The organism is Campylobacterota bacterium, assembly GCA_020633995.1.
In the GTDB taxonomy this organism is placed as follows: Bacteria; Babelota; Babeliae; order Babelales; family RVW-14; genus JACKCO01.
In genome coordinates, this window is record JACKCO010000005.1 from 13245 (window position 1) to 28711 (window position 15467).

General features: G+C 41.1%; 15 protein-coding genes. 10 read left to right on the forward strand and 5 right to left on the reverse strand.

Annotated features, from left to right (window positions below):
* Position 1: 1 nt before the first annotated feature.
* From H6679_05400 to H6679_05440, 9 genes are all read left to right on the forward strand, one after another.
* Positions 2-502, forward strand: coding sequence for a hypothetical protein (locus tag H6679_05400; protein MCB9493680.1), 501 nt, complete (start codon positions 2-4; stop codon positions 500-502).
* A 6-nt stretch (positions 503-508) separates the two neighbouring features.
* Positions 509-1660 carry a radical SAM family heme chaperone HemW gene (gene hemW / locus H6679_05405; GenBank protein MCB9493681.1) on the forward strand — a complete coding sequence of 384 codons (1152 nt, stop codon included), beginning with the start codon at positions 509-511 and terminating at the stop codon, positions 1658-1660.
* A gap of 53 nt (positions 1661-1713) precedes the next feature.
* The gene (locus H6679_05410) at positions 1714-2175 is read left to right on the forward strand and encodes a pyridoxamine 5'-phosphate oxidase family protein (protein MCB9493682.1); all 462 of its coding nucleotides are present in this window, start codon (positions 1714-1716) and stop codon (positions 2173-2175) included.
* 10 nt (positions 2176-2185) lie between these two features.
* Positions 2186-3511 carry a hypothetical protein gene (locus tag H6679_05415; protein MCB9493683.1) on the forward strand — a complete coding sequence of 442 codons (1326 nt, stop codon included), beginning with the start codon at positions 2186-2188 and terminating at the stop codon, positions 3509-3511.
* Positions 3512-3630: 119 nt separating this feature from the next.
* Complete coding sequence (locus H6679_05420; protein MCB9493684.1) at positions 3631-4155, forward strand: hypothetical protein; 525 nt, start codon at positions 3631-3633, stop codon at positions 4153-4155.
* Complete coding sequence (locus H6679_05425) at positions 4152-5813, forward strand: hypothetical protein (protein ID MCB9493685.1); 1662 nt, start codon at positions 4152-4154, stop codon at positions 5811-5813. The genes H6679_05420 and H6679_05425 overlap by 4 nt, the downstream gene beginning before the upstream one ends.
* An 81-nt stretch (positions 5814-5894) precedes the next feature.
* Positions 5895-7295: a phosphomannomutase/phosphoglucomutase gene (locus H6679_05430; protein ID MCB9493686.1), complete on the forward strand. Its 1401-nt coding sequence runs from the start codon at positions 5895-5897 to the stop codon at positions 7293-7295.
* Positions 7285-8133: a deoxyribonuclease IV gene (locus H6679_05435; GenBank protein MCB9493687.1), complete on the forward strand. Its 849-nt coding sequence runs from the start codon at positions 7285-7287 to the stop codon at positions 8131-8133. The genes H6679_05430 and H6679_05435 overlap by 11 nt, the downstream gene beginning before the upstream one ends.
* Before the next feature lie 115 nt (positions 8134-8248).
* The gene (locus H6679_05440) at positions 8249-9034 is read left to right on the forward strand and encodes a hypothetical protein (GenBank protein MCB9493688.1); all 786 of its coding nucleotides are present in this window, start codon (positions 8249-8251) and stop codon (positions 9032-9034) included.
* Positions 9035-9308: 274 nt separating this feature from the next.
* Here H6679_05440 and rplU read toward each other — a convergent pair whose 3' ends face one another.
* Complete coding sequence (gene rplU, locus H6679_05445; protein ID MCB9493689.1) at positions 9309-9647, reverse strand: 50S ribosomal protein L21; 339 nt, start codon at positions 9645-9647, stop codon at positions 9309-9311.
* Between the two features lie 323 nt (positions 9648-9970).
* Here rplU and H6679_05450 point away from each other — a divergent pair, with 323 nt between their 5' ends.
* Positions 9971-10894 carry a rhodanese-related sulfurtransferase gene (locus tag H6679_05450; GenBank protein MCB9493690.1) on the forward strand — a complete coding sequence of 308 codons (924 nt, stop codon included), beginning with the start codon at positions 9971-9973 and terminating at the stop codon, positions 10892-10894.
* A 132-nt stretch (positions 10895-11026) separates the two neighbouring features.
* Here H6679_05450 and H6679_05455 read toward each other — a convergent pair whose 3' ends face one another.
* The 4 genes from H6679_05455 to H6679_05470 form a co-directional block, all read right to left on the reverse strand.
* Entirely contained in the window at positions 11027-11608 is a 582-nt protein-coding gene (locus H6679_05455; protein ID MCB9493691.1) for a DedA family protein, read from the reverse strand.
* Between the two features lie 352 nt (positions 11609-11960).
* Complete coding sequence (locus tag H6679_05460) at positions 11961-13319, reverse strand: glycine--tRNA ligase (GenBank protein ID MCB9493692.1); 1359 nt, start codon at positions 13317-13319, stop codon at positions 11961-11963.
* A 275-nt stretch (positions 13320-13594) separates the two neighbouring features.
* On the reverse strand, positions 13595-13801 hold the full coding sequence (locus H6679_05465; protein ID MCB9493693.1) for a hypothetical protein: 207 nt from the start codon (positions 13799-13801) through the stop codon (positions 13595-13597).
* Positions 13802-14179: 378 nt separating this feature from the next.
* Positions 14180-15385, reverse strand: a complete 1206-nt coding sequence (locus H6679_05470) for a hypothetical protein (GenBank protein ID MCB9493694.1) — start codon at positions 15383-15385, stop codon at positions 14180-14182.
* Positions 15386-15467 lie beyond the last annotated feature (82 nt).

Here is a 15467-nt window from a genome sequence, read left to right on the forward strand (position 1 = left end):
TATGAATACTGTTGAAAAAAATTTTTATGAAATCTATGACTACTACTACACTCCATTAACGCAAACAACGAGCTTCAAGGTTGTAAGTACTGTTCTCATTATTGCCGCTTGCAGCGTCATTGCATGGTTCTTATATAAACGGAAAAAAGAGGCAGAACTAACTCCCTGGCAGTGGGCTAACTTGGAACTTTCAAAGCTTAGTCCCGAAGCCTATACGAAGAAAGACGACTACAAAAAATTTTATTTTGCCCTTACGAGTGTAATAAAAAAGTACTTACACAAACGTTATAGTTGGTCTACGGAAGATAAAACAGATCAAGAACTGATAGAACTTTTGAGAAAACATCAATTTGATCCTACGTTGCTTGAGATGCTCGATGCAATTAAAGATGGTGCCCTGTGGGTTAAGTTTGCCAACGAACAAGCACTTAAAGCACAACTTGAAGCAGATCTTGAAACAACGCTGCAACTCGTTAAACAAACAACCCCAACAAAAAAATAGCTTCATATGAAAACGTCTTTTCCAAAGTACCTCTATCTTCACTGGCCGTTCTGCAGCAAAAAATGTCACTACTGTGATTTTGTAGCATTTGAGCAACACGAGCAATTTCAGGACGCCTACCACACTCGTTTACAACAAGAGGTTACTTCGTTTGCCAATACATTTGAGCCAGCAGAACACAAGCCACTTAAAACAATCTTTTTAGGCGGTGGAACACCAAGCCTTTATCCGCTTGATTGGATCACTGAGCTTTTTGCAACCATAAAAACAAATTACAACACGACCTCTCTGCAAGAAGTAACACTTGAGTCAAATCCTGCAGACATCGATGAAGAAAAACTTGACGTATGGCGTGAAATTGGCATTAACCGCCTAAGCATTGGGGTACAAAGTCTTGATGACACAGTTTTGTTAAAGCTAAACCGTCGACAACGCAATAAAGATGTTAAAAATGCTCTGCATCAAGCCCCTAAGTATTTTGATGATATTTCTATTGATCTGATACTGGGCCTTCCCGGCGTTAGCGAAAAAACATGGTGGGAAACATTGCACCAAGTAGTTGACTGGCCAATTAATCATCTTTCTATTTACTTTTTAACCATTCATGAAAAAACACCCCTTTATTTTAAGGTACAAAAAGGGAATGTACGTTTAGCCGACGATACATCACTGGTAGAGCTTTACCAAGACTCCATACAATTTTTAGAAAAATATAATTTCAAACAGTATGAAATTTCAAACTTTGCACGCCCCGGACGCGAGTCTATTCATAACCAAGCATATTGGAATCTAAAGCCCTACAAAGGATTTGGCATTGGCGCATCATCGTACGATGGATCTACTCGATCAATTAACACAAACAACCTTCAAAAATACCTCACAATAGACAAATCAGGTGCCTCAACCACTTCACAATCGGTAGAGATACTTAACCCAGAACAAAAAAGACTCGAGCGGTTCATGCTTGGCCTACGTCAAAAAAAAGGGATGGGCTTGCATGATATGTTATACTATTTAGATGTGAGTCAACATAAGCATTTTTTGTCTCGTGTCAAATTATTACAAGATCAAGAATTATTAGAAGAAAGAAATGGAATTATCGCGCTTACTACACGAGGGATGACGCTTGAGAACGAAGTGCTACTACAACTCCTATAAAAACATTATTTGTGTTCTATAAGTTAAACAACATTTTATATAATTGAGGGGCCATGGCAAAACATATAGGCGTAAAGCTGCCAGATGATTTACTCGAATATCTTAAAACTCAAGAGTGTTTAGGTATCCTTGCAACGTTTTCAGAAAAAGGCGTACCCAACACTACACCTATCCAATGCATTTATCCTAAAGGTCAAGAAAGCCTGTTACTCAGCATTCACAAGGACCATTCAGGTTACCACAACATGGTTTGGCAAAAAAAAGTAATGCTTTGTTTCCTGGGAAAAAATAACGTTGCCTATAGTGTTCTTGGACGAGCGGGCGTCGTTCGCGCTCCTTCCCACGTTCATCCGCTCATGAACATCGTTCGTATTGATATTATTGACATCAAGTGCGATCGATCAATTTTGGCAAAAGTTGAAGAAGGGGTTAAATGGAGTTACACTGCTTCTGAGGCAGAAGAATTAGTTAGAAGTCTCTACGCAGAACTCAAAGAGCTCGCTCAAACATTGTAAAAAGGAAAAGATGAAGGGAAGGTACTTGTTGCGTGACAACTTACGCTGTTTACTTGTTTTTGCGCTGTATACAACATACATCTCAGGAACAGAACCAGTCCCTGGTTCAACGCCTCCACCATTGCCCGTGCCGACCCCAATGCCTTCACCTTCACCTGTTCCGTCTCCTGGAGCTTTTCCTCAGTCCCAGCCGGCACCAGCACCCATACCAATGGCACCAGGTACTATGCCTATACCTACACCCCCTGGGCAGCCAATTGATACAACAACCCAGTTACCCGAACAACTAGGAGTGCAAGGCAACTGGGTTAAAAAGAAAAAATGGCTCATTGCAGCACAGGAGGTCAGTAATGAGACACAGAATCTTCTCATGCAGCTTGAAAGCTTGCGAAAAACTTTCAATCAAAGTTATGACACCATCGACAAGCAACTCGATGACTTCTATCAAAGCAACGGTATTGAACAAGGTGGAATTAAGGAACTTTTTGTAAGCATCCAACGCTATCTTGAAAAGAAACGAAAAGAAAAAATAGATAACGACACGACCCGAGCTGTAAAAACGCGTAAAAATATGCTCATTAAAGAAAGTGTTGATGAACTTGAAGGAGAGATGGGTTCATTACAACCAGAGCTTGAACAACTAAAACTAAACATGCAATCAATTGAGGAGTTGGACAAGTCGCTGACTGAACGCCTCAAAAAACTTGATGAACAAATAAGAATTGCATATGAAGAAGCTGAAAAATCAAAAGACACCATGCAACAACTTTGGGATGTGCTTGACGATAAAAAAGCACGTTCCATTTATTACGAACTAAAAGGTGGAACCCTTGAAAAAATCAAGCTCATTCACAATTACGTTAGCAACGAGTTGCAGCAAGATTTTAATAATGTTCTTAACACCATAAATACTCAAATTGCGGCTAGCCAAGGTGGTATCCAAAACCTTGAAAATAAAGGCTTGGTAATTCAAGACCGAGCTCAACGAGTTAAAGAGATTAAAAAAACTAAAGAACTCGAACGCCTTGAAAAAGAGCGCGAGGCACAACACCGTCACAGGCTTGAACTTGAAGAGCAGGCCCTAAAACATGAACAACAAGGGCAAGGTTCCCTTGTTAGTCAATTTATCAGCTATCTTTACGATTCATTTCTGGACACGATCAGTTCGGCCTACACAACAGTTGAATCATTGTTCTCAAGCCCTCAGTCGCAGGTTAAAAGACGTAAAAAGGCTCAACCATTACCTGAAGCTGGACAAGAACAATCTGAGAAGACAGTTACCACAACAGAAGTTGTCGCCGAAACAATGCCAGAACTTGCTGACGAAGAAATTTAAAGTTGGTTTAAAATAGCTAGTAACTGCCTCTCAATCATTATCATTTGCTTTCCTCTCAACATTCTTGTTACATTCGGTAATAAAATGATTTAATACTCTTGGAATTGAGGATTAAACAAATGAGAAGCATTCTACTATCATTTTTACTTTGTTCAAGTTTGGCCGTCACTACCTGGCATACAAGCCATGCTGATGATCTGCTTGAGGATGTACTCGAGCTCGACGAAGGAATGCCCAACATTGAAGATGAGGCTGGAGTGCCGCCTGATTCAGTACCTATGGCTCCTGCACCACCTGCTCCAGTAACACCATCGACCACTACAGCGCCTGATGCAAATGCAGTAGAAGAAAGTCCCTTGCAAAGTCCAGCGATTTTGCAGCTATCTGAACAACCAGCTCCACTCATTGCTAATCCTAAAGTATCCGCTCACTTTAAAAGATCTGACGAGGAAATTAATAAAATCATTGTTACGACAAACTCAATACGCAAACTACATCAGAATTTACATGAGTTAGTACGCGCTTTAGATGAAAGATTAGATAGTTTCTTTGCACAAACTGCCACGGACGTAGGGCAACTAAAAAAGTCAATAACCCCCTCAGCTCAGACTGAAGAAAAAGCTTTGAACAAGGAGCCACAATGAAAAAATATATCGTCTTAATTCTATCAGTTTTTTTAGCAGCGATCTCCACACCCGTAGCAACACTGTACGCAATCGACATTAACGCACCACTACCAGATGTTAACGAAATGCCCGAAGAATTAACAAATGAAGGGGCTCCAGGGGAAGCTGAGCCTGCTGCCACGCCATCCGCGGTCACTCCGCTTGCAGGCACACCTCTTGTCCCTGCTGCTCCAACCCCTCCTATGCCAACAGCTGCCACACCTCCAACATCTCTTCCGACTCCTATTGCTCTACCTCAAACCGATGCTACCGGCCTGTCTTTGCCAACACCAACAGTAACTCCCCCTTCCGCAACGGCTGCTCAAACAGTACAACCAACATCCGTGGTCCAACCCACAGAACAAGAAAGCGAACTGTCGATGCAACTTTCAGAGCAAGAAATTGAATCCGTCAAAGTTGGTATGGATAACATAAAAACTGCAGAACAAACGTTAAGGCAACAGCTCACACAACTTGATGAACAAGTTTATGGTGCACAAAACAGTTTAACTCAAGCTAAAAAATTACGCTCTGAACTGCTCAAAATTCAGGATGAACAAGAAGCCCAAACAAAGCTTGACGAGATAGCAAGCATTGCAACGCAACTCAAAACATTAGAAAATTCAATCCAAAATGAGATTACGCCCAACTTTCAAAATACTAAAAGTGAAATTGAAAAACAGGTTAATAGTCTGGAACAACAGGTTAAAGAACTTCTAATCAAACAAGCTTCACAAAAAACTGAACCAGAACAGATTCCAACGCAACTACCCCAGGCAGAGGAAAAAACAGCCGAACAAAATACAGAAAAACCTACGATTGCCCCTCCCCTTAAACAACATCCAACCATTATACATTACGTACTTGCACGATGCGCCGATGTCTTTTATGAGGTCGGCAAAATGGCAGGAAGCGCACTCTCTTATATAATCGACGCACTCCCTGGAACAAAACCAGAGGGTAAAAAAAAAACAGTTCTAGTTGATGTCCCCATGGCAACAGATCCCGAAAGAGACGATAAACTCGAAAAAAAAATGCAAGAGTGGACCACCCTGGTGGATGAGCTTGAGGCTCATAAAGAAGAACTACTTCAGCAAAAAGATGAAGTAGAACAGAAAAGCAATATCCTTTTAAGAAGTATTGAACAAAATACGTTTTTAAATAGCCAGATCACGCTTTATAGAAAGCATGACCCACTCGATACATCAGAATATCAGGAGTGGAAGCAACCAATCTTAAAAATTTTTAATAACGTCCTTGATGTTGGCATTGTTTTAACCCGTTACAGCGTTACTATCTTAACCACCGTAACACACGGTATCCTTACAGCAATCGGTCGTGTTGCACGAGACGTCAAAACACGTATCGAAAAAAACAAAGAAGATGCTGCCATCGAGGTGGTCCCCGAAACGCTTGAAACCATGCCTGCTACAGAACCTGAACAACCTGACACTCAAATCATTACTACTCAACCTGCAACTACAACTCCAGCTGAAACTGTACCATCAACAAGTCCTATTCCCCAACCAGGACAACTTGGCATTGCACCAACAATACCAGCAGAGCCTGTAGCTACAGAACCGATGGCCAGTGATGATGATATGCCAGCACCTCTTGAAGATTCAGGGTTGGAATGAAGTAAAACATCCAGCTTACAAAATACACGCTTTTACTCTAGACTTAAAAATGATTTTACTCTTAAAAGAAAAGGGACGAGTATGAAAAGCGTGATTTTTAGGCTCTATGATATCCGTGGCATTGTTGATCAAGAACTCATCATTGATCAGGTATATGATCTTGCCCGCGCCATCGTTACCAAGATTAAGCATAAACACCAAGGCATTAAACAAGTCATCGTAGGACGTGACGGAAGATCTCACTCGTCACTTATTCATCGCCATGTTTGCAACGCTATCATTGATAGTGGGCTTGATGTCATTGACATTGGCATTTGTCCGACCCCCATTGTCTACTTTGCAGTGCATGTCCTTGACATTCCCACAGGGCTTGTTATCACAGCGTCACACAATCCCAAAGAATACAACGGCATTAAAATGTGGGGCATTGCTGGTCCTCAAATTCAGGAAATTCGTACAATCTTTGAAGAAAAAACATTCACCCCTCTTGCCGACAACAAAGGTAGCATAATCGATAAACCTATGATTGATGACTACATAGCATACCTCGTCGAGCAATTTCCTCATTTAGTCGGCAACAACATAGGCTGTGTAATTGACTGTGGCAATGCCACAGGGAGCACAGTACTACCTAAACTTGTAACCGCTATGAAATGGAAAAATGTAAAACTACTTTATGACCAGCTTGATGGCGATTTTCCCCACCATCATCCAGATCCAACGCTTCCCGAAAACATGCAAGATGTTGCTCAGGCTCTTACCACAGATAGCTCACTTGAACTAGGCGCAGGCCTTGATGGTGATTGCGATCGAATGAATCCGATGACCAAAAATGGCACCTTGATCCCAGGGGACAAGGTTTTAGCTCTATTTGCAAAAAAAGTAATTCAGGACATACCGGGCGCCGGTATAGTGCTTGACATTAAGGGATCGGCTAGTATTATGAAGCTTTTACAGGAGTGGGGAGGAAAAGCTCATATGGCTCCATCAGGGCACACAATGATTAAACAGGCCATGGCAGAACAAAAAGCTCTTTTGGGCGGCGAACTGAGCTGTCACTTCTTTTTTCACGATCGTTATTTTGGCTACGATGATGGTATTTACTCCATCCTCAGGCTGTTTGAAATTATACAACAAGAAAATAAACCACTAGAAAAACTCCTAGAACTACTACCCGATACGCTCAACTCTCCAGAGTTTCGCATTGAATGTGAAGGTGAGGAGAATAAAGCAAAAATAGTTGATCACGTAAAAAGTGTTTTTGCAGCCCGTAATGATGCTGATTTAATAACTATTGATGGCGTTAAAGCTCACACACCCTATGGCTGGGGCCTTGTTCGAGCATCCAACACTCAACCAGTTATCAGCCTACGCTTTGAAGCTGAAAACGAACAAAATTTAAAGCAAATCAAACAAGATTTTGTTGATGCACTCACACCATACTATGACTCCAATGAGTTAAGGGAAAAATTTGAACTTTAAAAATATGCTTGGCCTGCACCTTCGTTTAAAAGACTCTATATCATCTCTTGCTCGGGAAGCGAGCTCGTACGCTATTCCAATTTTTCAATTTTTTCTAACAACGCAAAAAGACGGTAAATACATTCCCATTTCAAGAGATGATTACAAAGAATTTAACCATCTTCGCCAAAGTTTTGATCCTGCGCTCTTTATTCACAGCTCCTACTGGATTAACCCATCAAGTGGAAACAAAGCATGCCTTAATTCATCAAAAAAACTTCTTACCAAAGAAATTAAAACTGCAAATAGGCTGGATATTCCTTACCTTGTGCTTCACCCAGGCTCAGCAAAAGGCTTTACCGGTGCGCAAAAAGATTACAAACAAGCTGGCATTACAACGCTTGCGGATACACTCAACAGTGTTTTAAAGCATGAACCAAATATAAAAATCCTATTAGAAAACACAGCCCATGGTAACTACTCAATTGGCAGCGATCTCACTGACTTTGCAAAGCTTTATCAGTATCTTGATAAGCCCGAACAAGTGGGATTTTGCCTCGACTTCGCCCATGCATATGCCTACGGTTATGATATTTCAAAGGTTGATGAATTTGTTGCCTTCGTAGAGCAAAACATGCCCCTGGAACATATAAAACTCATACACCTTAATGACACAAATGAAACTCACGGCTCCCAAAAAGACTCTCACGCAGCTCCAGGGGAGGGCAAGATAGGATCTACAATACTAAAGCAGTATCTCAAGCATGAAAAGCTCAAAACCATTCCACGTATCGTTGAAGCTCCCGTCATGAGTGAAACTGATACCCAGAAACTGCTCAAAACCCTTTATAAATGGTAGCGTTTGCAATTTCCTGTACTTCTTACTATGCTATAAGGACATGTTCAAAGCAGGGATGGGTTTTCTTTATTACAATAAGTAAATAACAATAACACATATCGGGGAGGCTTATCTTATGAAAAAGCACATCAAATATGTTCTGATTGTTGCAACGCTAGTACTTTCCAGTCAGGCTGAAGGATTTACACCGAAAAGTAAAACTGACACGTATCTTGACCTACTTCACAAAAAGGCTGAGCAAATAGGCTCAAGCACGAGTAAGGCACTCAAAGTATTTACTGCTCAAATAGAAAAGGCAAAAGATGAATTAGCCCACTCTGGCAGTGAATTTTTCAAATCATTTTGCACAGACGCGCAACATCATCTTGACGGAATCAAGGATGAATGCGCTCAACACATTGAAGACCAAATAAAGAGCAACGTACCCTGGATAAAACAGGCTTATTACGGCTCAAACAAAGAAATATTCAAAGGCGTCTGCGCAAAGCTCCCACTCATTCTTCAAACTACATTCTCGAAAAACAAGGAACAGGTTGAGAAGCTTGCCGGTGACATCGGTAAAGCGGTAACAAAAAGTTTGGGATCTAAAACAACAGCATCGCAGTTTTCTGCTGCAGAGATTAAAAGCAACCGACAGCTTATTGATAAGCTCTTTAACTCTGACGATGGCAAAAAAATACGCCAAAAGTTAACTACCGACCTAACAAGCCTTTACACATACATCTCAGACTTCCAAGTCATTAAAGAAAATCAAGATCTTTTCTCAACAAAAAACAAAAACATAGTCGAAACAAAGGTCATTCCAGACCTGTTTGATAGCTTTGCAGCTCACTGTAGCAAACAAGAAATTGAAGTCTTCTTCAACTTCATTAAATGCTTTGTAGAACACAATATCATATAAGGCATTAGTTTTGACAAGAGTTCTAAAATTAAAGAATGTTTTGTTGAAAGCTTATATCTCCTATATCATTCTGAATCTATTTCAGCATCCAGAGAGTGATTTTTCATTTTGTCTGAATGCTGATCCTAAAACAATCCTCTGATCAAGTCAGAGCTCACGGTTCAGGAATACATAACAAAGTTTCAACACAAAAAGAAACACTCCACCTTAGAATGCAACAAAAAAAGCCGCTCTTTTTAGAGCGGCTTTAAATTTTTTTATATATCAAAAGCTTTTAGATGCTCTCGATACGAAGAACCGTAATCGGCTGTCTATGGCCCGTCTTTGTACGGTGCTTTTTACGGCGCTTAAATTTGAAAACAATAACTTTGTCGCCCTTGGTGTGTTTCACAACACTCGCTTTAACTGCAGCACCTTCAATGTACGGCTTACCAAATTCAAATTTGTCTTCGCCAGTCTTTTTAAACAATACCTCAGAAAAAGAGATCTCGCTTCCAGCATCGCCCTCAAGCTTTTCTACCGCAATAGTTTTTCCTGGAATAGCCTGGTACTGCTTGCCGCCAGTCTGAAAGATAGCGTATTGGTTAAACACCGGTTTTTGATTTTGTTCCATGGTTTATGTCCTTTATGCTCAAACACGTATGTACTGATCGTAATGAGACTGAATTATTTGTCTGAAAAACTAAAAATCGGCCCACATCATAGGCCTTTCTTAGGCTACCAGGCCTAGACATAAAGTCAAGAAAACACCGCTTAAAAGCCACTTACTGAGCTAGCAAAAATCCTAATATGAATAAATAAAAGCCTCTTTTTGTATCAAGTCGCTTTTATGATACAATTGCAAGAAGTATAGTCAGCTCGGTGCCAGGCAAGTCTGGCGCAACTGAAGGTATTACAAACTTAAAATCACATACTATCACAAAAACTGTAGAAGCCATGAAAAAACATATTCTCTTATTTTACAAGTACGTCGATATTGACAATCTCAAAGCCATTAAAGACTGGCAGCTTGACCTTTGCACACAACTTAAGCTAACTGGTCGTATTATTTTGGCCCACGAAGGCATTAATGCCACGGTCTGTGGAGCTCCTGACGCAACGGACGCCTACATTAATGCAATGAATGAACATGAACTGTTTGGCGGCATAGATTTTAAGTGCGATGTGGTCAGCGGTAAATACGACTACTTCCCGAAGCTCTCGGTAAAAATAAAACAAGAGATAGTTAACCTAGGGATCGATCCTACAAAAGTCTCAGCAAAAGAAACCAGCCAGCATCTCACCCCGCAGCAAGCACATCAACTCATAGAAGAGAATGACAAGGACCTTGTCATTCTAGACGCACGTAACAATTATGAATCAGCCATTGGCACATTTAGCGGTGCCATCACACCAGACATCAAGACATTTCGTGAGTTCCCGGAGTACATCGATCAAAACCAAAGCGAGTTCAAAGATAAAAAAGTTCTTATGTTCTGCACTGGCGGCATTCGCTGCGAACGCGCAACAGCCTACCTTTCAAAACAAAAACTCGCCAAAGAAGTATATCAGATTGAAGGTGGCATTGTTCGTTATGCTCAACACTATCCAGACGGATTTTTTAGAGGTAAAAACTACGTTTTTGATGCACGTGTTAGCGTTCCAATAACCGACGATATCTTGGGTTCATGCTCCCTGTGCAGTCAACCGTGCGACGAGTACATCAACTGCCGCAACGCTTCATGCAATAACCATGTCATAGCGTGCCAGCAGTGCCAAAACACATACAACAAAACATGTAGTAATGTTTGCAAAGAGTTACTGGAGCAAAAGAAAGTCGCTCCACGACCTGAACGTAAAACTGTTAAAGCCGTAGTTTAACAAGATATCCCCCTACAGGCATTACAATTTTGAAACCCATTGCTGCTATTTTTTGTCGTCATCCCCGACTCCGATCGGGGATCTCCGTTTTATAGCCTTTGTCTGAAGAGGCTCTGGCATAACCTGCTATTTTTAACGCAATGCCCCAGCACAGACAATAACAAGTCCCGCAAATGCTACAACCAGATAATTAAAATAACGATCAATAAAACCTTCTATCTGAGGTCCCCACATCCAGGTTGCACCGGCAACCAAATAAAAACGAGCAGCACGGGCAATCAGCGAATACATAATAAACGGAGCTATTGGAAGCCGACAAAAACCAGCGGTAATGGTAACCGCTTTGTAAGGAATTGGGGTAAAGCCTGCAATGAGCACTGCCCAATTTTGATAAAATCTGTATTTTGCAACCGCGCTGTCAAATACCTCTTGAGAAATAATCCATTTCAAAAAAAATGGTCCAATGCTGCTCCACAGCACTGAACCAATAAAATATCCGAACACACCACCAATAACCGACGACAACGTCGCAATGGTAGCATAAAAAAATGATCGCCGACTGTCCTTGATGCAAAATAAAATGAGAATCGGGTCGACAGGAACAATAAAAAACGACGCCTCAATAAAAAAGAAAAATGCTAACCAAACCACACCGTAACGTGAACAAGTTTTCTGACACATCCAATTGTACGTACGTCGAATCCAACCCATCATGACCCTACTCCTTTTTCTTTGCGTTTTTTAGATTCTCATTTTTATGATAATGACCCAGGTAGTCTTTTGGGGTATTCATTGCCAACCCAATAATAACAAATTTCATCGTCCCCAAACCCACTTTTTGGCTTGACAAGGAAACACTTGAGTCTAATCACTACTGCCCCAATCTCGTCACCCTGGACCCCGATCCAGGGTCCATTTCTAACAGCCAAGAATTCATTTATATGTCAATATGGATTGCGGGTCGGAGCCCGCAATGACGAGCTTAAGTATGCATATCTCTTTTTCTTATAATAGTCACAAACTCCAACGGATCGTTCTTTTAAGGAGTCCGCTCCTCTATAAAAACCTAACATCCAACTCGTTCTTTAATGTACCCCTCAAGTTGGTCAATGGCAACCCGTTCTTGCTTGCATGTGTCGCGATCACGCACCGTCACGGCCTGATCATTTTCGCTGTCAAAATCATACGTAACACACAGTGGAGTACCAATTTCATCTTGACGACGATAGCGCTTACCAATAGATCCACCAGCATCAAACTGCATAGATAAGCCAGTTTTTTTAAGATCTGTATATAATTTTTGTGTCTGTTCATTGAGTTTGTTGGTCAACGACAATACCGCAACCTTAACTGGCGCGACTGATGGATGCAACGATAGAACCGTTCGCGCCTCGCCATCAATAACATCCTCTTTGTATCCGTCAAAAAGTAGTGTCAAAAACAAACGATCAACACCAACAGAACATTCTACCACGTGTGGTGTGTACGACTGCTTTGTTTGCTCGTCAAAAACAACCAAATCTTTGCCAGAATGTTTGGTATGTTGTGATAAATCATAATCAGATCGATGTGCAATGCCTTCAAGCTCTTTCCAGCCAAATGGAAAGTTGTACTCAACATCGTCACAGCATTTTGAATAGTGAGCAAGCTCATCAGACTCGTGAGGACGCAAGCGCACACGCTCTTTGTTCAGGCCAAGTGAGTCATAAAAATCACGTCTTCGCTCACGCCACAGCTCAAAATATTTGTCTGACTCATCTGGATGACAGAAAAACTCAAGCTCCATCTGCTCAAATTCACGCATGCGAAAGAGAAATTGTTTCGGGGTAATTTCGTTACGAAATGCCTTACCAATTTGGGCAACTCCAAACGGAATTTTTACCCTGTTGCTCGACATAATATTTTTAAAGTTTACAAAAATAGACTGTGCTGTTTCTGGACGCAAATACGCAACGCTGGTTGCATCAGCCAGTGCTCCCAGCTGTGTCTGAAACATCAGCTGAAACTGACGTACATCAGTCCAATTTTTAACACCACATGACTGACAACCCTTTTCAAGGTCAAGCTCATCAGCACGAAATCGCTTTTTGCAGTTCAAGCAATCAACCATCGGATCAGAAAAATTGTCTAAATGACCTGAGGCTTTCCACATCGCCTCAGAACCAAGCTGAGCTCCATCAAAAAACAAGACGTCTTCAGGATAACGGGTTAATGACGTACGCCATGCTTCTTTGATGTTTAAGCGCATTTGAGCGCCCAACGGACCAAAGTCATACACCCCGTTAAGGCCAGAGTAAATGTCGGCAGTCGGATACACAAACCCTCTGCGTTTACATAGAGCTACAATTTTTTCAAGCGTTACGCTACTCTGTGTTGCTTCAACGGTATGAGTAGTTTTTTCTTTTTCAAGAGATGGAGAGGACATAGCTATCCTTGTATGATTTTAAAAGACTATACGATCGATAATACGGCTCGTGCGAACTCGCTTTCAAATGTAGCTTTAAATCAGCCTATTTGCAAGGGGTGCAAGGCTACCCCAATTAAACATCTTACTCGTCATGCCGGGCCCTGTCCTCTTGCTTGACAAGGGGATGCGAGCCAGTATCCATGGTAATACTCAGGTGACAGAATGAGCCAGTCAGATACTATCCAAACTAGAAAAATAATAAAAAAAAGAACAACACGTTCAAGAACCAAAATCTAGGGCCGAAATCGATCAAGCAACGCCAATATTAAAGCCAAACCTTTTTCAGCAGACAACGCAACATAGTCGGCAACAGCATCGTCATAAGCTTGTGCAATTTTTTTATGAGCACGAAACATGCCCCGCAACTGTGCAACTTCATCAACCGTGACAAGACCAACCCCGTACATGCTGCTTAAAATTTCACTTTCCTGGTGTTGCAAAGTCCTGCCCCCATGCAAATTCACACGGTAACACTGAAAGTACTGCATAAGTAGACTGAATGTATATTTGTATCGACAAATCACACTATCACGCAACGTTCTTTCCCAAACATGCCCATCAAGCTGTCCCAACACTTTGCCTGTAGAGCCCAATCGCAGTGCCCAACGTTGCTGCTGCCTGCGTCAATGTCTGATGCTGAGTAATAAGTTCTTTCATAGGCCTTTTTCTATACGATGATAAACAAAAAACATCTACCAGCAAGGACTATAACACACTCCTTATAAAAAAAGAACGGCCACGACATTGCTGCCATGGCCGCTGCATAAAGCGCAGTAATTACTTACCGCGCTTCTGCCCCCCGCAAAATGATTTTTTATTTACTCTGTTTTATTATTAAAAGAAGCTACATTTTTCACTTGGTGAAGTATAGCTCCCTGCAAACTGCCAACCATATACTCCTTTCCAGTACCTGCCTTATCTTTATATTCTTGCCCAGTGTGATTAAGATTATAAGGCTTTCCTTCAATCCACTTAAAACATGGCTCTGTTTGATTACTTGTTTGACTAGCGTTAAAACCCTTAAGTATTTTCGCAAATTCAACCGCAGTCAGAGTAGCCTGAACAAGAAGTTCCACTTTTCTAATTTTTTGCTGAGCAAAATAAAGATTATAAAGTATAGAAACATCTCCAAAGGACTCATCTTCCTTCAACTTTACCGCGTCATAAAAACTTGTAGGCTCTTGACAAAATTGATTCAGCGTCACGAGATTTTTAAGTTTATTTCTGGTGTCTAGTGAAACTTTCTTCTCTAAAGAACGCTGACTATTAAGTAGCCTTGCGTTAGCACTCTTTGCTGTGGAAATACTGTGAGCGAGTGTAGAAAAATCTTGTTCTACTATACAGCTCATCTGCTTCTGACTTTTTTGACCTAAAGTAGTTACTATTGAACCAATCACCGTTTTAAAAGGTTGTTCCTTAAAATCATCCTGCCCCTCTAAAGAAATGTCACATTTATCAAGGGCGTCGTGTGTAAACAAAATATCGTTACTTGCTAGTAAGGCGTTAAACTTTACATAGGCTTCACAAGCTATTTGATTTAAACTTTCTGCTCTACAAGCAACTGTTTGCTGATACAAAATCTTGTAAAAAATAAAGGCTGGCAAAGCAAAACACGCAAAGGAAAACATTTTAGGATGATCTTTTATACAAGACCCAAGCCAAGTAGACAAACCAAAATCTTGCTTGGCCACATCATCTTTAAGCCACGAAATTCCAACTTTCATTACTTTCTCAGGAGCAAGCCATTTTCCGAAAGATTGGGCAATATTCTGATAAGGTTTATCTAAGTACCATTTCCAAACTGCTCCACCAACGAACGCAGACCAAAAGGTCGGATGTGAACTTTTCAAAAATCCATTATTGTCCCATGGCCAGGAAAAAATATTTCGTACATACTCAGAGGCTTTTCTTTGCTTCACTTCATGAGCACCATACCCGAGCTCTGTATCATCCATAGCACACACACGACCAACCGGCCCAGCCGCAAGGCCAAGCGCCAAAGCCATAATGATCATTTTTTTCATGATATATCCTCCACTAAACCTTCACATTAATTGGGGTTATACAGGCTTGCATTGCTCTGAAAGTACACCGTGCACACGTCGC